This is a genomic window from Halomonas sp. EF61 (assembly GCF_040147045.1).
Classification (GTDB): Bacteria; Pseudomonadota; Gammaproteobacteria; order Pseudomonadales; family Halomonadaceae; genus Halomonas; species Halomonas litopenaei.
Genome location: NZ_JAMSHM010000001.1, coordinates 434,681 through 454,616 on the forward strand (window position 1 = coordinate 434,681; position 19,936 = coordinate 454,616).

At 65.2% G+C, this 19,936-nt stretch carries 17 protein-coding genes; 9 read left to right on the top strand and 8 right to left on the bottom strand.

Annotation, left to right across the window (positions count from 1 at the left end; all coding sequences use genetic code 11):
• Window positions 1-18: 18 nt before the first annotated feature.
• Entirely contained in the window at window positions 19-765 is a 747-nt protein-coding gene (gene rpsB / locus NFI08_RS01790; RefSeq protein ID WP_045991186.1) for a 30S ribosomal protein S2, read from the bottom strand.
• A 395-nt stretch (window positions 766-1,160) separates the two neighbouring features.
• Here rpsB and map point away from each other — a divergent pair, with 395 nt between their 5' ends.
• The 7 genes from map to NFI08_RS01825 all read left to right on the top strand — a co-directional run bounded on the left by map (window position 1,161) and on the right by NFI08_RS01825 (window position 9,081).
• Window positions 1,161-1,952 carry a type I methionyl aminopeptidase gene (gene map, locus NFI08_RS01795; protein WP_348814851.1) on the top strand — a complete coding sequence of 264 codons (792 nt, stop codon included), beginning with the start codon at window positions 1,161-1,163 and terminating at the stop codon, window positions 1,950-1,952.
• A gap of 6 nt (window positions 1,953-1,958) precedes the next feature.
• The gene (locus NFI08_RS01800; RefSeq protein ID WP_349586743.1) at window positions 1,959-4,634 is read left to right on the top strand and encodes a [protein-PII] uridylyltransferase; all 2,676 of its coding nucleotides are present in this window, start codon (window positions 1,959-1,961) and stop codon (window positions 4,632-4,634) included.
• A 156-nt stretch (window positions 4,635-4,790) separates the two neighbouring features.
• Window positions 4,791-5,987, top strand: a complete 1,197-nt coding sequence (gene dapC, locus NFI08_RS01805; protein WP_349586746.1) for a succinyldiaminopimelate transaminase — start codon at window positions 4,791-4,793, stop codon at window positions 5,985-5,987.
• Between the two features lie 43 nt (window positions 5,988-6,030).
• Window positions 6,031-6,369, top strand: a complete 339-nt coding sequence (locus NFI08_RS01810) for an arsenate reductase (protein ID WP_349586748.1) — start codon at window positions 6,031-6,033, stop codon at window positions 6,367-6,369.
• 50 nt (window positions 6,370-6,419) lie between these two features.
• A complete protein-coding gene (dapD, locus tag NFI08_RS01815) occupies window positions 6,420-7,445 on the top strand; it encodes a 2,3,4,5-tetrahydropyridine-2,6-dicarboxylate N-succinyltransferase (RefSeq protein WP_108132279.1) in 1,026 nt (341 codons plus the stop codon).
• 45 nt (window positions 7,446-7,490) lie between these two features.
• Window positions 7,491-8,687 (top strand): succinyl-diaminopimelate desuccinylase, encoded by a 1,197-nt coding sequence (gene dapE / locus NFI08_RS01820; protein ID WP_349586752.1) that lies wholly within the window; start codon window positions 7,491-7,493, stop codon window positions 8,685-8,687.
• 4 nt (window positions 8,688-8,691) lie between these two features.
• On the top strand, window positions 8,692-9,081 hold the full coding sequence (locus tag NFI08_RS01825; RefSeq protein ID WP_349586755.1) for a hypothetical protein: 390 nt from the start codon (window positions 8,692-8,694) through the stop codon (window positions 9,079-9,081).
• A 148-nt stretch (window positions 9,082-9,229) separates the two neighbouring features.
• Here the strand turns inward: NFI08_RS01825 and NFI08_RS01830 are convergent, their stop codons facing one another.
• On the bottom strand, window positions 9,230-9,694 hold the full coding sequence (locus NFI08_RS01830; protein WP_349586758.1) for a cold-shock protein: 465 nt from the start codon (window positions 9,692-9,694) through the stop codon (window positions 9,230-9,232).
• A 132-nt stretch (window positions 9,695-9,826) separates the two neighbouring features.
• Here NFI08_RS01830 and NFI08_RS01835 point away from each other — a divergent pair, with 132 nt between their 5' ends.
• The gene (locus NFI08_RS01835; protein ID WP_181248591.1) at window positions 9,827-10,105 is read left to right on the top strand and encodes a SlyX family protein; all 279 of its coding nucleotides are present in this window, start codon (window positions 9,827-9,829) and stop codon (window positions 10,103-10,105) included.
• A 92-nt stretch (window positions 10,106-10,197) separates the two neighbouring features.
• Here the strand turns inward: NFI08_RS01835 and trxB are convergent, their stop codons facing one another.
• The 3 genes from trxB to NFI08_RS01850 all read right to left on the bottom strand — a co-directional run bounded on the left by trxB (window position 10,198) and on the right by NFI08_RS01850 (window position 12,489).
• Window positions 10,198-11,151, bottom strand: coding sequence for a thioredoxin-disulfide reductase (trxB, locus tag NFI08_RS01840; RefSeq protein ID WP_045991195.1), 954 nt, complete (start codon window positions 11,149-11,151; stop codon window positions 10,198-10,200).
• A 283-nt stretch (window positions 11,152-11,434) separates the two neighbouring features.
• Window positions 11,435-12,037, bottom strand: a complete 603-nt coding sequence (locus NFI08_RS01845) for a peroxiredoxin (RefSeq protein WP_045991196.1) — start codon at window positions 12,035-12,037, stop codon at window positions 11,435-11,437.
• A gap of 242 nt (window positions 12,038-12,279) precedes the next feature.
• Window positions 12,280-12,489 carry a zinc ribbon domain-containing protein gene (locus NFI08_RS01850; protein ID WP_045991197.1) on the bottom strand — a complete coding sequence of 70 codons (210 nt, stop codon included), beginning with the start codon at window positions 12,487-12,489 and terminating at the stop codon, window positions 12,280-12,282.
• Window positions 12,490-12,709: 220 nt separating this feature from the next.
• Here NFI08_RS01850 and acnA point away from each other — a divergent pair, with 220 nt between their 5' ends.
• Window positions 12,710-15,454 (top strand): aconitate hydratase AcnA, encoded by a 2,745-nt coding sequence (gene acnA / locus NFI08_RS01855; RefSeq protein ID WP_349586764.1) that lies wholly within the window; start codon window positions 12,710-12,712, stop codon window positions 15,452-15,454.
• Between the two features lie 256 nt (window positions 15,455-15,710).
• Here the strand turns inward: acnA and NFI08_RS01860 are convergent, their stop codons facing one another.
• The 3 genes from NFI08_RS01860 to ald all read right to left on the bottom strand — a co-directional run bounded on the left by NFI08_RS01860 (window position 15,711) and on the right by ald (window position 19,921).
• Complete coding sequence (locus NFI08_RS01860; RefSeq protein WP_108132277.1) at window positions 15,711-17,390, bottom strand: NAD-dependent malic enzyme; 1,680 nt, start codon at window positions 17,388-17,390, stop codon at window positions 15,711-15,713.
• 270 nt (window positions 17,391-17,660) lie between these two features.
• Window positions 17,661-18,695, bottom strand: a complete 1,035-nt coding sequence (gene trpS / locus NFI08_RS01865) for a tryptophan--tRNA ligase (protein WP_045991200.1) — start codon at window positions 18,693-18,695, stop codon at window positions 17,661-17,663.
• A gap of 110 nt (window positions 18,696-18,805) precedes the next feature.
• Window positions 18,806-19,921, bottom strand: coding sequence for an alanine dehydrogenase (ald, locus tag NFI08_RS01870; RefSeq protein ID WP_349586769.1), 1,116 nt, complete (start codon window positions 19,919-19,921; stop codon window positions 18,806-18,808).
• Between the last annotated feature and the right edge of the window lie 15 nt (window positions 19,922-19,936).

Sequence of the window (19,936 nt, forward strand, 5' to 3'; positions counted from 1 at the left end):
GCCCAGGCGGGCCGAAGCTTACTCGGCAGCGGCAGCGGCGGCGTCGCCTTCGCTGTCGGTCACTTCGACGAACTCATCGGGGCGACCTTCCTTCGCACGGCCACAGGCATCGGCGATGGCCTTGACGTAGATCTGGATGGCGCGGATGGAGTCATCGTTGCCCGGGATCACGTAGTCGACGCCGTCCGGATCGGAGTTGGTGTCGACCACACCGATGACCGGGATGCCCAGCTTGTTCGCCTCGTTGATGGCGATGCGCTCGTGGTCGACGTCGATCACGAACAGTGCGTCCGGCAGGCCGCCCATGTCCTTGATACCGCCGATGGAACGCTCGAGCTTGTCCTGCTCGCGGGTGGCCATCAGGACTTCTTTCTTGGTCAGCTTCTCGAAGGTGCCATCTTCGTGCATGGTTTCGAGTTCGCGCAGACGCTTGATGGACTGACGAATGGTCTTGTAGTTCGTCAGCATGCCGCCGAGCCAGCGGTGGTTGACGAACGGCTGACTCACACGGTTCGCTTCTTCCTTGATGATCTTGCTCGCGCTACGCTTGGTACCGACGAACAGGATCTTGTTGTTGGAAGCGGCCATCTTCTCGACCACATCGATCGCCTCGTTGAGCGCCGGAAGGGTATGCTCGAGGTTGATGATGTGAATCTTGTTACGAGCGCCGAAGATGAACTTGCCCATCTTCGGGTTCCAGTAACGGGTCTGGTGACCGAAGTGTGCGCCTGCCTTGAGCAGGTCACGCATATTGACGTGTGCCATGGATGACTCCTGAAAAATCGGGTTAGGCCTCCACGCACCCCATGGATCCGACCAGAGGTTTCCCTCAGGCACCCGGGACCATGTGTCGGTGCGTGTGTGTTTTCAAGGCGCGAGGCTCCGTCATGGAGACCTCTTCTACTGTTTGTCGCTCGCCAGCGGGCTATCCCGTTGCAGGCGATCGCAAGACCAGGGTCTCGACGAAAACACCAGCAAGGAACGGCGATTGCAGGAAAGCGCGCAGCTTTATACCATGGATGACCTTCGAATTGAAGTCGCCCAACGTCTCGCGCACCTCGACGCGTCCCTCCCCGGAGTCGCCGCGGTCATCGTCGCCGCGAGCCAGCGACTCGGCTCAGCCGCCTGCGCCGGGGCGACACCACCCAGACCGAGATTCCATGAACGTACCCATCAAGACGCCCGAAGAAATCGAGAAGATGCGCGAAGCCGGCCGCCAGGCCGCCAGTGTGCTGGAGATGATCGCCCCCCACGTGGAAGCCGGTGTCAGCACAGGCCACCTGGACAAGCTGTGCCACGACTACATCGTCAACGAGCTCGGCTCCACCCCGGCGCCGCTCAACTATCACGGCTTTCCCAAGTCGATCTGCACCTCGATCAACCACGTGGTCTGCCACGGCATCCCCGACGACAGCAAGAAGCTGAAGAAGGGGGACATCATGAACATGGACATCACCGTAAGGACCGCCGACGGCTACCACGGTGACTCCAGCGTGATGTTCATCATCGGCGAGACCATCCAGGGCGAACGGCTGTGCCGGGTCACCCAGGAGTGCCTCTACCGCAGCATGGCGCTGGTGCGCCCTGGTGCCCGCCTGTCGGAGCTGGCCCAGGCCATCGAGAGCCACGCCAAGGCCAACGGCTATTCGGTGGTGCGTGACTTCTGCGGCCACGGCATCGGCGCCGGCTTCCACGAGGACCCCCAGGTGCTGCACTATGACGGCTACGCCCCCGAGGCGGATATCGAACTGGCCGCCGGCATGTGCTTCACCATCGAACCGATGATCAACGTCGGCGACCATCGCACCAAGGTACTGCGCGATGGCTGGACCGCCGTGACCAAGGACAAGGGGCTGACCGCCCAGTGGGAGCACACCCTGCTGGTGACCGAGACGGGGGTCGAGGTGCTGACCGCCCGTTCCGACGAAGACCTGTCCTTCCTCGAGCGCTGAGAGCCCATGCTGCTGCACCACTATCGCTTCGCACCGGAATTCGAGCTGTTCGACTTCGACGACTTCGCTCGCCAGCTCGAGGGCCAGCGCTCCCCCATCGCGCCCTTCAAGGGCGCGCTCAAGGAGATCCAGTCGCGGCTGGACGAGCGCTTCCTCGGCGGCGCCGACATCCGCGACCTGGTGCGAGGACGGGCCTGGTGCCTGGACCAGCTGCTGGCGCTGGCCTGGGCGCGCCAGCCAGGCCTGGACGATGGTGTAGCGCTACTGGCGGTGGGTGGCTACGGCCGCGGTGAGCTGCATCCTCATTCGGACATCGACCTGATGTTCCTGCTCGAGGACGATGACGACACGCCCTACCGCGAGCCGCTGACCGCCTTCATCACCTTCCTGTGGGACATCGGTCTCGAGATCGGCCACAGCGTGCGCTCGCTCAACGACTGCGAGCGCGAGGCGAAGGCCGACGTCACCGTCATCACCAATCTGCTCGAGTCACGCACCCTGGCCGGCCGCGAGGCCCTGCGCCAGGCCATGCGCGAGCGCCTGTCCGGTGAGCGCATGTGGCCGGCAGACCGCTTCTTCGAGGCCAAGTGGCAGGAGCAGATCACCCGCCACTACCGCTTCAACAACTCCGAGTATCACCTCGAACCGAACCTCAAGAGCTCCCCCGGGGGGCTTCGCGATATCCAGATGATCGGCTGGGTGGCCAAGCGCCACTTCGATACCGAGTCCTACGAGGACGTGGTCGCCAAGGGCTTCATGAACGATGCCGAGCACCGCATCCTGAGCCAGGGCCAGGCCTTCCTGTGGCAGGTCCGCTACGCCCTGCACATGCTCACCGGACGCGCCGAGGATCGGCTGCTGTTCGACCATCAGAACACCATCGCCGAGCTGTTCGGCTACCGCGACAGTCCCGAGCGCCTGGCGGTGGAACAGTTCATGAAGCGCTACTACCGCCATGTCACCGCCCTGGCCGGGCTCAACGACATGCTGCTGCAGCACTTCGACGAACAGATCCTGAGGCCCGACACCCCGATCAGCGTGACCCCGCTGAACGAGCGTTTCGAGATCGCCGGCGGCTACATCCAGGTGCGCTCGCGGACCCTGTTCCGCGACAAGCCGGCGGCGCTGCTCGAGCTGTTCTACCTGATGGCCGAGCACCCCGAGATCGAAGGCGTGCGCGCCGACACCATCCGCCTGATCCGCGACCATCGCCACCTGATGGACGACCGCTACCGCAACGACCCGCGTCACCAGGCGCTGTTCATGGCGCTGTTGCGCTCCGGTGGCAATGTCGCCCGCCAGCTACGCCGGATGAATCGCTACGGGGTGCTGGGCAAGTATCTGCCGGCCTTCGGCCAGGCGGTCGGCCTGATGCAGCACGATCTGTTCCATATCTACACCGTGGACGCCCACACCCTGCGCCTGCTGAAGTGCCTGCACGGCTTCCGCAAGCCCGAGGCGAAGAAGGAGTTCCCGGTGGCGGCGACCCTGATCCACCAGGCGCCGAAGATGGAGATCCTGTGGATCGCCGGACTGTTCCACGACATCGGCAAGGGCCGCGGTGGCGATCATTCGCTGATCGGCGCCCGCGAGGTCGAGGACTTCGCCGAACGCCACGGGCTCAGTCAGCGTGATACCCGGCTAGTCAGCTGGCTGGTGGAAAACCACCTGCTGATGTCGATGATCGCCCAGAAGCGCGACATCACCGACCCCGAGGTGATCCGCGACTTCGCCGCCAGCGTCGGCGACGAGACCCGCCTGGACTACCTGTACATCCTCACCGTGGCCGACATTACCGCGACCAATCCCACCCTGTGGAATGGCTGGCGCGCCTCGCTGATGCGCCAGCTCCACGCCGAGACCCGGCGGGCGCTGCGACGTGGCCTCGAGAACCCGCTGGAGCGCGCCGACTGGGTCCGCGAGACCCGTGAGGAGGCGCACTCGCTGCTGGCCACGATCGGCGCCGACATGGCGCGGGTCGACGCCCTGTGGGAGTCGCTCGGCGAGGACTTCTTCCTGCAGTACGCCTCCAGCGAGGTGGTGTGGCAGACCCAGGGCATGCTGGCCCACGCCGGCAGCGAGCTGCCGCTGATCCTGATCAACGCGCCCACCGACGACATGGCCGAGGGCGGGACCAAGGTATTTATCCATACCCGCTCGGTGGATGACCTGTTCGCCGCCACCGCCGCCGCCATGGAGCAGCTCGGGCTGTCGATCCACGACGCGCGCATCGCCACCTCGCTCAATGACTGGACGCTGAACACCTTCATCGTGCTCGATGACCACGACAAGCCGATCCGCGATGCCAGCCGCCTCGAGGAGATTCGCCGCCACCTGGTCGAAGAGCTCGACGACCCGGACGACTACCCGACCATCGTCACCCGCCACACCCCGCGCCAGCTCAAGCACTTCAAGGTGGCCACTCAGGTGGCCATCGAGCAGGACCCGGGTGGCGAGCGCACCCTGCTGGAGCTGACCGCACCGGACCGTCCCGGCCTGCTGGCTCGGGTCGGCAGTATCTTCATGGAGCAGGGCATCACCCTGTCGGCGGCGAAGATCGCGACCCTCGGCGAGCGCGTCGAGGACGTCTTCTACGTCACCGACCGCGAAGGCCGACCGATCACCGACCCCGAGCGCCAGCAGCAGTTGCGCGAACGGCTGATCGACGTCCTCAGTGTCTAGCGGCCCCGCCGAGCTGAGCTGAATCACACAGCAGGCAAGGCGCGTCGATTTGAGGCTGGTACGCCCCTTCCCTATAATCGATGCCCGGCCGCGCCCCGCGCCGACGGCACCCACTCCCGTGATGACAACGACGCCCCAAGGGCGCGCCTGGACCCCATGAACCCTGATCTCGACGCCTTGCAACCCTACCCCTTCGAGCGCCTGGCGGCGCTGAAGGCGGACCTGACGCCACCAGCCGACCTCGCCCATCGTCCGCTGACCATCGGCGAGCCACAGCATGCGCCCTACCAGGCGGCACTCGACGCCCTGGTCCGACATCAGCATGACTTCGCCCGCTATCCGGCCATCGCCGGACTGCCCGAGCTGCGTCAGGCCATCGCCGACTGGGCCAGTACCCGCTTCGGCCTGGACGGACTCGACGCCGAGCGCCAGGTGCTGCCGGTCAACGGTACCCGCGAGGCCATCTTCGCCTTCGTCCAGGCCTGTCTCGATCGCTCCCGCCCGGCGCGGGTGGCGGTGCCCAACCCCTTCTACCAGATCTACGAAGGCGCCGCCCTGCTGGCCGGCGGCACCCCGCTGTACCTCGACTGCCGTGCCGACAACGACTTCCGCCCGGATTTCTCGGCCGTCGACGCCGACACCTGGCGCCAGGTGCAGCTGGTGTTCTTGTGTTCGCCGGGCAACCCCACCGGCGCGGTGACCCCGATCGAAGAGTTCCAGCAGTTGATCGCCCTGGCCGACGAGTACGACTTCATCATCGCCTCCGACGAGTGCTACTCGGAGCTGTACCTGGATGAGCAGGCTCCCCCACCGGGACTGTTGCAGGCCGCCGCCGCCATGGGGCGCCACGACTATCACCGCTGCCTGGTGTTCCACTCGCTGTCCAAGCGTTCGAACCTGCCGGGGCTACGCTCGGGCTTCGTCGCAGGCGACGCCGAGCTGATCAGCCGCTTTCGTCGCTACCGCACCTACCACGGCTGCGCCATGGCGCTGCCGATCCAGCAGGCCTCGATCGCCGCCTGGTCCGACGAAGCCCACGTGCGCGACAACCGAGACGCCTACCGCGCCAAGTTCGCCGCGGTCACCGAGATCCTCGCACCGGTGATGGACTTTCCCGCCCCCGAGGCTAGCTTTTATCTGTGGCCAGCGGTCCCCGACGGTGACGACGCCGCCTTCACCCGGCGACTCTACGCCGAGGCCCACGTCAGCGTCCTGCCGGGCAGCTACATGGGCAGAACCGGCAGCGACGGCACCAACCCAGGCGCCGGTCGGCTGAGACTGGCGCTGGTGGACGAACTAGCCCCCACTCGGGAAGCGGCCGAGCGCATCCGCGACCTGCTCGCACGCGGCTGATCCCGACCGACGCCACGACCAACGAACATTGAGGACGGGCCCCATGCTGACGCTCTACGTGATCAAGAACTGCGATACCTGCCGCAAGGCCCAAAAGGCGCTGGACGGCAGCGGCCACCCCTACCAGGTCCATGACCTGCGCGCCGATGGCGTATCGGCGGCGCTGCTCGAGCACTTCCTCGAGTCGGTGCCGGTGCTGACCCTGCTCAACAAGCGCAGCACCACCTGGCGCCAGCTACCTGAGGACGACAAGAACGACGTCGACGCCAACAAGGCCCGCGAATTGATGCTCGCCAACCCGACCCTGATCAAGCGCCCGCTGCTCGACACCGGCGACGACATCCTGCTCGGCTATCGCGACGGCGACTACGACGACCTCTAATTTTTCGCCCCTCTTTGCGAATTCCAGTACCTACGAAAAGGACATACGGCATGCACAGCTTTGCACTCGGCATCGGCACCCAGAACACCCAGGGCGACTGGCTCGAGGTCTACTACCCGGCGCCGCTGCTCGCCCCCGACGCCAGCCTGGTAGAGGCCGCCGCCCGGGTACTCGACGCGCCCCAGGGCACCGCCGCCGTCAGCTTCCTGCCGGAACACTGCCAGGCCCTGGCCGACGCCCTGCGCGACGCCGGCCACCCGGAGCAGGCCGAACTGGCCGCCAGCCTCAGCGCCAGCCAGCGTCCGCTGGTGGCGACCTTCATCAGTGAGGACCTGCCGCCCCAGAGCGCCCCGGAGGTCTACCTCAAGCTGCACCTGCTGTCCCATCGCCTGGTCAAGCCGCACCAGCTCGACCTCACCGGCATGTTCGGTCTGCTGCGCAATATTGCCTGGAGCAGCGAAGGCGCCATCGACATCATCGAGCTGCCGGCACGCCGCCTCAAGGCCCGCCTGGAAGGTCGCACCCTGTCGGTGGACTGTGTCGACAAGTTCCCCAAGATGACCGACTACGTGGTGCCCAATGGCGTGCGCATCGCCGACACCGCACGGGTGCGTCTGGGCGCCTACCTGGGCGAGGGCACCACGGTGATGCACGAGGGCTTCGTCAACTTCAACGCCGGCACCGAAGGCCCGGGAATGATCGAGGGCCGTATCTCGGCCGGCGTGGTGGTCGGCAAGGGCTCCGACCTGGGCGGTGGCTGTTCCACCATGGGTACCCTGTCAGGTGGCGGCAACATCATCATCTCGGTGGGTGAAGGCTGCCTGATCGGCGCCAACGCCGGTATCGGTATCCCGCTGGGCGACCGCTGCACCGTCGAGGCCGGGCTCTACATCACCGCCGGCGCCAAGGTCACCCTGCTCGATGACCAGGGCCAGGAAGTACGCACCCTGGCGGCCCGCGAACTGGCCGGCCAGGACGATCTGCTGCTGCGTCGCAACTCGACCAACGGCCGTATCGAGTGCCTGACCAACAAGAGCGCCATCGCCCTCAACGAAGCGCTGCACGCCCACAATTGATCCCGAGCGCGGCGGCCCTGGCCGCCGCCTTTCTTCGAGACCGCTATGCCGACTACCGACTTGCCTGCACCGACCGACGCCCCCGCGACCACCGAGACACTCTCGCCCACCCTGGAGCTTGCCCTCGAGCTGTTGCGGCGTCCTTCGGTGACCCCGGACGACATGGGCTGCCAGGCGCTGATGATCGAACGCCTCGAGCGCCTGGGCTTCAACATCGAGTCGCTGCCCTTCGGCGAAGTGGAAAACTTCTGGGCGGTGCACGGTCACCACGGCCCGGTACTGGCCTTCGCCGGCCACACCGACGTGGTACCCACCGGACCCGAGCACCAATGGCAGACCCCGCCCTTTGCCCCGATCATCGATGATGACGGCATGCTGCGCGGTCGTGGCGCCGCCGACATGAAAGGCAGCCTGGCCGCCATGGTCACGGCGGTGGAACGCTTTGTCAGCGCCCACCCCGATCACCCCGGACGCATCGCCTTTCTGATCACCGCCGACGAGGAAGGCCCGGCGGTGGACGGCACTCGTGCGGTGGTCGAGCACCTGCGCGAGCGCAACGAACGCCTCGACTACTGCATCGTCGGCGAGCCTTCCTCCACCGAGCGCCTGGGCGACGTGATCAAGAACGGCCGGCGCGGCTCGCTGGGCGGCGTGCTCAAGGTCCGCGGCATCCAAGGCCACGTGGCCTATCCTCACCTGGCGCGTAACCCGATTCACCAGATCGCGCCGGCGCTGGACGCCCTCGCCAACGAACACTGGGATGCCGGCAACGACTGCTTTCCTGCCACCAGCTTCCAGATCTCGAACCTGCGCGCCGGTACCGGTGCCACCAATGTGATCCCGGGCGAGGTCGAGGCCACCTTCAACTTCCGTTTCTCCACCGAGACCACCGATGCCGAGTTGCGCGAGCGCACCGAGGCCATCCTGCGTGGCTTCGACCTGGACTTCGAGATCGACTGGACGCTCAATGGCCAGCCCTTCCTGACCCGCGAAGGGGCGCTGGTCGACGCCGCCGTGGCCGGCGTCCGCGACGTCACCGGCACCACCCCGGTGCTGTCCACCTCCGGCGGTACTTCCGACGGTCGCTTCATCGCCACCCTAGGCGCCCAGGTGGTGGAACTTGGCCCGCTCAACGCCACCATCCACAAGGTCGACGAGCGCGTGAGCGCCGCGGACCTGGATGACCTGAGCCGGGTCTACGAAGCCATCCTGACGCGGCTGTTTGCCGACGCAAGGAGCTGAAGTGATGACCGAGCGCTACCCGGATATCGAGATCTATCTTGGCGAAGCCAGCGCCGAGCGCATCGGCGAGTGGCTCGGCGCCACGCTGAATGCCCCGCCGCTGACCCCCTGCGGCAAGCTCAAGTGGCGCACCGAAGGTCACCTCGATGGCGCCGACATTCCCGTGTTGCTGGTCGGCAAGGCCGCCGATGGCTTCGCCAGCCTGTGGCTCGACAGCGGCCAGTCCCCCTGGCCCACCGACGCCGACTTCGCCAGGGCCGCCGCCCTGGCGCTTGGCTGCGAGGTGCGCTGTTCGCTGGGCGGCTGGCAGCCCGGCGACGACCCCGACCGCTTCCTGCAGGTGTTACCCGACGGCAGCGAATCGGCCATCGACTGGCCCGACTCGGGACACTGAAGAGGCGCTCCCAGCTGGGCCCTGAAACGGGCCCTGCAACGGGCGCAGAGCCGGGCACTGAGCCGGGCGCAGAGACAGACCCGCGGCGCCACAAACGACAACGCCCCGCACTAGGCGGGGCGTCGTGGCAATGGCGAGAGCATCGCGCTCAGGTGATGACGGTGACGTCGTCGGCCTGCAGGCCGCGCTCGTTCTCGATCACGTAGTAGCGTACTCTCTGGCCTTCGGCCAGGGTGCGATGGCCCCGGCCGCGGATGGCACGGAAGTGAACAAAGACGTCCTCGCCCCCGTCACGGGTGATGAAGCCGTAGCCCTTGTTGACATTGAACCACTTGACCTCGCCGATCTCGCGATCGTCATCCTCGACCTCGGCCAGGTTGACCAGCCTTGGCGTCAGGGCATTGAGGGCCAGGGTGGCTACCAGCAACACGCCAAAGACCGCTCCGGCAGCGGCAAGGTAGCCATGCAGCAGTGCCTCCTCGGCGATGGCGCCGTGCAACTCCTCGACGGACAGCCGGGTCACCAGGCTGACGGCAAGAGCAATCAGCAGCGGTGCAGGCGCGGCCAACAGCAGACTGATCACACAACAACGAACGAATACCCTTTTTTTCATGGACGTGAAAAACTCTCTTCTTATGGTGAAAACAGGTGGAATGACCATGGGATCTGCGGCCATGCACGATACACAGACGAGATCCTTCCGCCACGACTTCTCGAAAAAAGCCCAAGGCAGGCAGTTGACACGATGAACAGTGACACACCGCAACATGAGTCTATCACGGGTATTGACAAGTCGTCCGCCGATCTAGCAAAGCGTGTCGAAGAACTGGAGAGCCGTCTGGCCTACCAGGAACACTGGCTGGACAGCCTGGACGCCACCATCGCCGGCCAGGAGCGCCGAATGATGGAGCTGGAACGCATCAATCGCCTGATGCAGGAAAGACTACGCGAACTGGCGGCCAGCAACGACCGCGGACTGGGCGATGCCCCCGGCCCCGAGGACGAGTTGCCGCCACACTATTAAGAGCCATCGATAGCCATCGACAAAAAAGCACCGCCAGGCGATCGCCTGGCGGTGTTCTTGTACTTGCCCAATGATCGAGTCTAACTAGCGCCTTAGTCGAGGCTGTCCAGGTAACGCTCGACGTCCAGCGCCGCCATGCAGCCGCTGCCGGCGGAGGTGATCGCCTGACGATAGACGTGATCCATGACGTCGCCGGCGGCGAACACACCGGGCACGCTGGTGGCGGTGGCATTGCCCTCAAGCCCTGACTTGACCTTGATATAGCCACCTGCCATCTCGAGCTGGCCCTCGAAGATGCCGGTATTGGGGCTATGACCGATGGCGATGAACACGCCGGGTGCGGTGATCTCGCGGGTCGAACCGTCCTCGACCGCCTTGAGTCGCGCGCCGGTGACCCCGGTGTTGTCCCCCAGCACCTCGTCCAGGGTGTGGTTCCAGATCAGCTCGACGTTGCCGTTCTCGGCCTTCTCGAACAGCTTGTCCTGCAGAATCTTCTCCGCCCTGAGGCTGTCGCGGCGGTGCACCAGGGTGACCTTGGAGGCGATATTGGACAGGTACAGCGCCTCTTCCACGGCGGTGTTGCCGCCGCCCACCACGATCACTTCCTGGTTGCGATAGAAGAAGCCGTCGCAGGTGGCGCAGGCCGACACGCCCTGGCCCATGAACTGCTGCTCCGAGGGCAGCCCCAGGTAGCGCGCACTGGCCCCGGTAGCAATGATCAGGGCGTCGCAGGTGTAGGTGCCGTTGTCGCCCTTCAAGGTGAAGGGACGTTCGCGCAGTTCCACCTCGTGGATATGGTCGAATAGCACCTCGGTATCGAATCGCTCGGCGTGACGGCGCATGCGCTCCATCAGCTCCGGCCCCTGGACACCGGCGTCGTCGCCTGGCCAGTTGTCCACGTCGGTGGTGGTGGTCAACTGACCGCCTGTCTGCATGCCGGTGATCAACAGCGGCTTGAGATTGGCCCGCGCAGCGTAGACCGCCGCACTGTAGCCGGCAGGCCCCGAGCCCAGGATGATCAGACGTTCGTGGCGCACTTCGCTCATGGCTACCTCACAAGACTAACTTGACTAAGCCGGGGGCTCCCCTGGGGGGCCGCGACGCTAAAGGAAAATGGATTCGATGATGACGGCGACGCAGCGTCGTCATGAGCCAATCCACCCGGAACTCGGGTCGGCAGGGTGCGGTCTGCCGCGCAACGGTCTGTCGCGACTGGCCAGCACACCAGCATGCCGAGAATATACGCAACGGGGCGGCCAGGCCGCCCCGTCGTGACACTGCTCGGGCTGTCCCGAGCCGGCTCACCTGGCGGTGAGCGCTGGCAGCGTCTTACAGCTCGCTGGAGTGAGTACCCAGGTACTTGGCGACACCTTCAGCGGTATCCTTCATGCCTTCCTGGCCTTCGTCCCAGCCAGCCGGGCAGACTTCGCCGTGCTTCTGGTGGTGCTGCAGGGCCTTGACCATACGCACCATCTCATCGACGTTGCGGCCCAGCGGCAGGTTGTTGACCACCTGATGCTGCACCACGCCATCCTCGTCGATCAGGAAGGAGGCGCGCAGGGCGACACCGGCTTCCGGATGCTCGATGCCGTACGCCTGGGTAATCTCGTGCTTGACGTCGGCCACGATCGGGAAGCCGACCTCACCGATACCACCGGCGTCCGGGCTGGTCTTGCGCCAGGCGTAGTGGGTGAACTGGGAATCGATGGAGACACCGATCACCTCGACGCCCAGATCCTTGAACTGCGCCAGACGGTTGTCATGGGCGATGATCTCGGACGGGCACACGAAGGTGAAGTCCAGCGGCCAGAAGAACAGCACGCGCAGCTTGCCGTTGCTGTCGGACAGCTTGAAGTTCTCGACGATTTCGCCGTTGCCGGTGACGGCGGCGGCTTCGAAATCGGGAGCTTGACGTCCTACCAGTACGCTCATGAAAGTCTCCTTGGAGTAGTGAAACGTGAGGGTTCAAGAATCAGGGGCAAATACCGGATGTCACCCTAGGCCAGCGAACCACACCGGGCCAATCGACCTGGACCATCGACCCGATAGTCGCCGGCTATTGTCACCCGACGGCGATGACGTCGCAATGACGCCGTCATCGACATCCGCCAGGCTCGAATGAGATCGTTACGCGGCCCACAGCGGCGCATGACACTTCCATCACATGAGCCCTGTCACATGACCTCGTCATCGTCGCCGGCGACCACCGAGACGATATCCTCGGTCACCGCATCCACCTCGATACGGTAGTGGATCGGCGCACAGCACTGAGGGCAGTCTTCCCAGGTCTCGTGGCTGCCCTGGGAGGTGTCCACCACCAGCTCGATATGGGCATCGCAGTAGGGGCAATCAAGCGGCCAGCTCGGCAGCGTCTGTTCGTGCACGATGCACCTCCCCTCTGGTCGCGATCGACGTGAACCTTCACCATGGGGGTGACCCGACAGCCTTTCAAGGCGTGATCCGGCATCCGTTTACACGTCAACGGTTGAAGAACACAACTATGATGACCAAGTACCACTACTAGTACCACCAAGGGATCGATATTGGCCCCGCGCCGATCCCAGCGAACCTGGACCGTTCGATTCAATGCCTCAGGAGGACAGCATGAGTAGCGATTCCCTACCGGATACCCGTCGCACGCTAGATGTAGGCGGGACTCAGTACGACTTCTACAGCCTGGCCCAGGCTGCCGAGGACCTTGGCGATATTCAGCGTCTGCCGATGACGCTCAAGGTACTGCTGGAAAACCAGCTACGCTTTGCCGACGATGAGAGCGTGTCCAGAGACGACCTTCAGGCGCTGGTGGACTGGCAGAAGGAAGGCCGCTCGGACCGCGAGATCGGCTACCGTCCCGCCCGCGTGCTGATGCAGGACTTCACCGGCGTGCCGGGGGTGGTCGACCTGGCCTCGATGCGTGCCGCGGTGGAGAAACTCGGTGAGCAACCGTCGAAGATCAACCCGCTGTCGCCGGTCGATCTGGTCATCGACCACTCGGTGATGGTCGACAAGTACGGCGACCCGTCCGCCTTCAAGGACAACGTGGCGCTGGAGATGGAGCGCAACCGCGAGCGCTACGAGTTCCTGCGCTGGGGCCAGCAGGCCTTCGACAACTTCCGCGTGGTGCCGCCGGGCACCGGCATCTGCCACCAGGTCAACCTGGAGTACCTGGGCAAGACGGTGTGGACCCGGGAAGAGGACGGCAAGACCCTGGCCTACCCGGATACCCTGGTCGGCACCGACTCCCACACCACCATGATCAACGGCCTCGGCGTACTCGGCTGGGGTGTCGGCGGTATCGAGGCCGAGGCCGCCATGCTCGGCCAGCCGGTGTCGATGCTGATCCCCGAGGTCATCGGCTTCAAGCTGACCGGCAAGCTCAGAGAAGGCATCACCGCCACCGACCTGGTACTCACCGTCACCGAGATGCTGCGCAAGAAAGGCGTGGTCGGGAAGTTCGTCGAGTTCTATGGCGACGGCCTCAAGGACCTGCCCCTGGCCGACCGCGCCACCATCGCCAACATGGCCCCGGAGTACGGCGCCACCTGCGGCTTCTTCCCGGTGGACGACGAGACCTTGAACTACATGCGGCTGTCCGGCCGCGACGACGACCAGATCGCCCTGGTCGAGGCCTACTCCAAGGAGCAGGGCCTGTGGCGCGAACCCGGCCACGAGCCGATCTTCAGCGACACCCTGGGACTCGACATGGGTGACGTCGAGGCCAGCCTCGCCGGTCCCAAGCGGCCCCAGGACCGTGTCGCCCTGAGCCAGCTCGCCACCACCTTCGAAAAACTGATGGAGGACGAGGGCAAGTCGGCCAAGGACAGCCGCGACGACAAGATGGGCTCCGAGGGCGGCCAGACCGCGGTCGGCGTCGAGCGCAGCTATCGTCACGCCGACAGCCAGGACGTCAACTACAAGGGCGAGGACTTCAGCCTGGACCCCGGCGCGGTGGTCATCGCTGCCATCACCTCGTGCACCAACACCTCGAACCCCAGCGTGATGATGGCTGCAGGCCTCTTGGCCCGCAAGGCCAAGGAGAAGGGCCTGGCGACCAAGCCCTGGGTCAAGACCTCGCTGGCTCCCGGCTCCAAGGTGGTCACCGAATACCTGGCCGCCGCCGGCCTGCAGGACGACCTCAACGCCCTGGGCTTCAATCTGGTGGGCTATGGCTGCACCACCTGCATCGGCAACTCGGGCCCGCTGCCCGAGCCGATCGAGGATGCGGTCAAGACCGGCGACCTGACGGTGGCCTCGGTACTGTCCGGCAACCGCAACTTCGAAGGCCGGGTGCACCCGCTGGTGAAGACCAACTGGTTGGCCTCACCGCCCCTGGTGGTGGCCTTCGCCCTGGCCGGCAATGTGCGCTGCGACCTGGACAATGACCCCATCGGTGAAGGTAGCGACGGCGAGCCGGTCTACCTCAAGGACATCTGGCCCACCCAGGCCGAGGTCGCCGAGGCGGTGGAGAAGGTCAACACCGAGATGTTCCGCAAGGAATACGCCGCGGTGTTCGACGGCGACGAGGTGTGGAAGGCCATCAAGGTGCCGGAAAGCGAGGTCTACGAGTGGGACGACAACTCGACCTACATCCAGCACCCGCCCTTCTTCAAGGGCATGGGCAAGGAGCCGTCCAAGGTCGAGGACGTCAAGGACGCCCATGTACTGGCCATGCTCGGCGACAGCGTGACCACCGACCACATCTCGCCGGCCGGCGCGATCAAGCCCGACAGCCCGGCGGGCCGCTACCTGCAGGAGAACGGCGTCAAGCCGGTGGACTTCAACTCCTATGGCTCGCGGCGCGGCAACCACGAGGTGATGATGCGCGGCACCTTCGCCAACGTGCGCATCCAGAACGAGATGCTCGATGGCGTGGTCGGTGGCGAGACTCGCCACGTGCCCAGCGGCGAACAGATGGCGATCTACGACGCCGCCATGAAGTACCAGGAGGAAGGCACCCCCCTGGTGGTGGTGGCCGGCAAGGAGTACGGCACCGGCTCCTCCCGCGACTGGGCGGCCAAGGGCACCCTGCTGCTCGGCGTGCGCGCCGTGCTGGCGGAGTCCTACGAGCGCATCCACCGCTCCAACCTGATCGGCATGGGCGTGGTACCGCTGCAGTTCCCCGAAGGAGAGGATCGCAAGTCACTCGGCATGACCGGCGACGAGACGGTCTCCATCGAGGGCCTCGACAGCCTCGAACCGGGCGGCAAGGTCAAGGTGACCATCAAGGGCGACAAGGGTGAGAAGACCCTCGACGCCCTGTGTCGCATCGACACCGCCAACGAGCTCGAGTACTACCGCCACGGCGGCATCCTGCACTATGTGCTGCGCAAGATGATCGGCGCCGCCTGATCACCCGGCGGGCCCAGGCCCGCCACACAGACGGCCGGCGCCTCGCACTGACCGTCACACCGAGACCTCGCCCACCGGCGAGGTCTTTTTTTGTGCGAATCTTGTTTTCTACTCCATCTACAGACCCTTCAGCGCAGCGCTTGAGCGACCGCATCTATTGCTACCCGCCTGTGTTGCTACCCGACTGCGCCTCACGCCAGCAAATAAAAACCCCGCCTTGTGGCGGGGTTCAGTGATCGCTTGAGCGCGCAGATGCCTAGAAGGCGCGGCGACGATAGTCGCGATAGTTGGGCATCCAGCAGCTCTTTTCGATGTCGCGGCGCAGCTTGGTACCGTCGCTCTTGAGGGCCACGCCCTCGTGCTGGGCCTGGGCCGCCACGTCGAAGGCGATCGACTTGGAGATATCGCGGATGCGCGACAGCGCCGGCAGCATGGCACCCTCGCCCTCCTTGACGATCGGTGCCTCCCGGGCCAGAGCCCGTGAGGCCGCCATCAGCATCGCATCGGTGACGCGGCGTGCACCGCTTGCCACCACCCCGAGGCCGATCCCCGGGAAGATGTAGGCGTTGTTGCACTGGGCGATGGGAATGCGACGACCATTGATCTCGACCGGGGCGAAGGGACTGCCGGTGGCCACCAGGGCGTCGCCGTTGGTCCACTCGAGCACGTCGGAGGGGATCGCTTCGGCCCGCGAAGTGGGGTTGGACAGCGGCATGATCAGCGGCATCTTGCAGTTGGCGTGCATCGCCTTGACCACCGCCTCGGTGAAGATACCCTTCTGGCCACAGACGCCGAGCAGCACCGTCGGCTGAACCTGCTTGACCACCTCGAGCAGGTCCTGACCTTCCCAGCCCTCGACCATACCGGCCGGGTGGGCAAGGCGGCGCTGGAAGTCACGCAGCCAGGTCTGGTCGTCCGTCACCAGGCCCTCGCGATCGACCATGTAGACCCGCTCGCGGGCCTGGGACTCGGTCAGGCCTTCGGCCATCATCGCCACCACCACCATCTCGGCGATGCCGCAGCCGGCGGAGCCGGCGCCGACGAACACCACCCGCTGACGGGCCATGCCCTCGCCACGGGCCTGGCAGGCCGCCATCAGGGTGCCGACGCAGACCGCAGCGGTGCCCTGGACGTCATCATTGAAGCAGCATAGCTCGTCGCGATAGCGCTCCAGCAGCGGCATGGCGTTGGCCTGGGCAAAGTCCTCGAACTGCAGCAGTACCTTGGGCCAGCGCCGCTTCACCGCCTGCATGAAGGCATCGATGAACTCGTCGTATTCTTCCTGGCTGATACGCGGGTGGCGCCAGCCCATGTAGCGCGGGTCGTCCAGCAACTGCTGGTTGTTGGTACCGACGTCGAGCATTATCGGCAGAGTATTGGCCGGGCTGATGCCGCCACAGGCGGTGTACAGCGACAGCTTGCCGATGGGGATGCCCATGCCGCCGATGCCCTGGTCACCGAGGCCGAGGATGCGCTCGCCGTCGGTGACCACGATCACCTTGACGTTGTCCTTGGTGGCGCTGCGCAGGATGTCGTCCATGTACTCGCGGTCGGGGTAGGAGATGAACAGCCCCCGGTGGTTGCGATAGATATTGGAGAACTCCTCACAGGCCTTGCCGACCGTGGGGGTGTAGATGATCGGCAGCATCTCCTCGAGATGCTCGGAGACGAGGCGGAAGAACAGCGTCTCGTTGTCGTCCTGGATCGCCCGCAGGTAGATATGGCGGTCCAGGTCATTTTGGCACTGCTGGTACTGGTGGTAGGCACGCTCGACCTGTTCGTCGATGGTCTCGACGTTCTGCGGCAAGAGGCCGATCAGGTTGAACTGCAGGCGCTCCTTCTGGGTGAAGGCGCTGCCCTTGTTGAGCAGCGGCATCTCCAGCAGAGAGGGTCCAGCGTAGGGAATATAGAGGGGACGCTTGGGTTCTGTGCTCATCTCTCGTCTCGTTTGGTGACTCGGTCAAGGGACTCTGGCGAGTCCGGGCACTCTTCTCGGTACCCTTGGGGAAACACTGACGACATCGCCCGTGCGCGATGCACCGGGCTCAGGCGGCGCCTGCCTGACAAGGCGTTATACCATTCTTCCTTTGTGCCCACTCTAGCACGCCGTCGAGAAAGCCCCGCACAAGCGGGCCCTCAACGCAGGGCCCATGCGCACTTTAGCTCAGACAAGAGCGACTCGACGATGAGACGCGTAGGAAACGGCTCAAACGAAGCGACCAAGCCCCGCGGCGACACGCAGTCGATCCATCAGCGGAGCAGCCTCGGCACGAGCACGCTCGGCCCCTTGAAGCAGCACCGTCTCGATATGGCCCGGATCTTCCATGAGCGCCTGGTAACGCTCACGCGGGGCGCGCAGCTGTTCGTTGAGGTGTTCGAAGACCCGGTTCTTGGCGTCCCCCCAGCCGATGCCCGCGGCGTAGTCATCACGCATGGCCTGGGTTTCCTCGGCGCTGGCGAAGGCCGAATAGATCTGGAACAGGGTGCAGGTGTCGGGATCCTTGGGCTCGCCGGGCTCCAGCGAGTTGGTCTTGATCTTGCGCACCAGCTTGAGCAGCTTCTTTTCCGGCACGAACAGCGGGATGGTGTTGTTGTAGCTCTTGGACATCTTGCGACCGTCGAGGCCACCCAATACCTGGACCCGCTCGTCCACCACTGCCTCGGGCAGGGTGAAGAAGTCACCCTTGTAGAGATGATTGAAGCGCCCGGCCATGTCTCGGGCCATCTCGATATGCTGGATCTGGTCGCGTCCCACCGGCACCTTGTTGGCCTGGAACATCAGGATGTCGGCGGCCATCAGCACCGGATAGCCGAACAGCCCCATGGTGACACCCTTGTCCGGATCCTGGTTGCCGGCTTCGTCGTTCTCCGCCACCGCCGCCTTGTAGGCGTGGGCGCGGTTCATCAGGCCCTTGGCACAGACGCAGGACAGCATCCAGGTCAGCTCGGGAATCTCGGGGATATCGGACTGGCGATAGAAGATGGCGTTGTCGGTGTCCAGCCCCAGCGCCATCCAGGTCGCGGCGATCTCGAGGCGCGACTGCTGGACCCGCTGCGGGTCCTGACACTTGATCAGCGCGTGCAGATCGGCGAGGAAGTAGTAGGACTGCACGTTGGGATCGAGGCTGGCCTCGATCGCCGGCTTGATGGCCCCGACGTAGTTGCCCAGATGGGGGGTACCGGTGGTGGTGATACCGGTCAGCACCCGGGTCTTGTCGGAAGCGGTGGTCGTTGCGGACATGGACGGCACTCTAGTATCGGCAAATGCCCGCTATGGTAACGCCAAGGCCTGTGGATGGCGACCGGGGCGACGCCGCTGGCCGCCCCGTCGCCCATCACCCATACAATCCATCAGCCAAGTACGCTGTCCACACTGGTCACCGGCAGTGAGAAGGCGTCCCCTACGGCTTTGTAGGTCAGCTGGCCGTCATGGACATTGAGACCGGCGGCGAAGTGACGATCCTCACCGAGCGCCCGACGCCAGCCCTTGTCGGCCAGCGCCACCACAAACGGCTGGGTGGCGTTGGTCAGGGCCTGGGTCGAGGTGCGCGCCACCGCACCCGGCATGTTGGCGACACAATAGTGCACGACGCCGTCCACCACGTAGGTCGGCTCGGCATGGGTGGTGGGCCTGGAGGTCTCGAAGCAACCGCCCTGATCGATGGCCACGTCCACCAGCACCGCCCCCGGCTTCATTTCCGACAGCATGGCGCGGTTGATCAGCTTGGGCGCCGCCGCCCCCGGGACCAGCACCGCCCCGATGATCAGGTCCGATTCGCGCACCGCTTCTTCCAGTGCGTCGGCGCAGGAAAACACCGTCTTCATGCGCCCCTGGTAGCGATCATCCAGGGTCTCGAGGCGCGGGATCGACTTGTCCAGCACGCTGACATCGGCGCCCAGCCCCAACGCCATGCGGGCGGCGTTCTCGCCGACCACGCCACCGCCGATCACGGTAACCTTGGCAGGCGGCACCCCAGGCACCCCGGGCAGCAATACACCCGCACCGCCCTGGGCCTTTTCGAGACTGTGGGCACCGGCCTGCACGGCCATGCGTCCGGCCACGGTGCTCATCGGCGCCAACAGGGGTAGTCCGCCCTGAGGCGCGGTGATGGTCTCGTAGGCGATGCAGGTCGCGCCGCTGTCCAGAAGCCCCTTGGTCAGGGTTTCTTCGGCAGCCAGATGCAGGTAGGTGAACAGGGTGTGCTGGGGGCGCAGCCGGGCCACCTCTTCGGGCTGGGGCTCCTTGACCTTGAGGATCAACTCGGCGCCATCGAACAGCGCGTCCACGTCGGCCTCGATGGTGGCACCGGCAGCCTGATAGGCCTCGTCGGCAAAACCGGCGCCCTCACCCGCACCGGCCTGCACAACCACCGCGTGGCCACGCTCGGTCAGCTCCCGCGCACCACTGGGGGTCAGGGCGACGCGGTACTCATGGTTCTTGATTTCCTTGGGGACGGCGATCTGCATGGCGACTCTCCCATC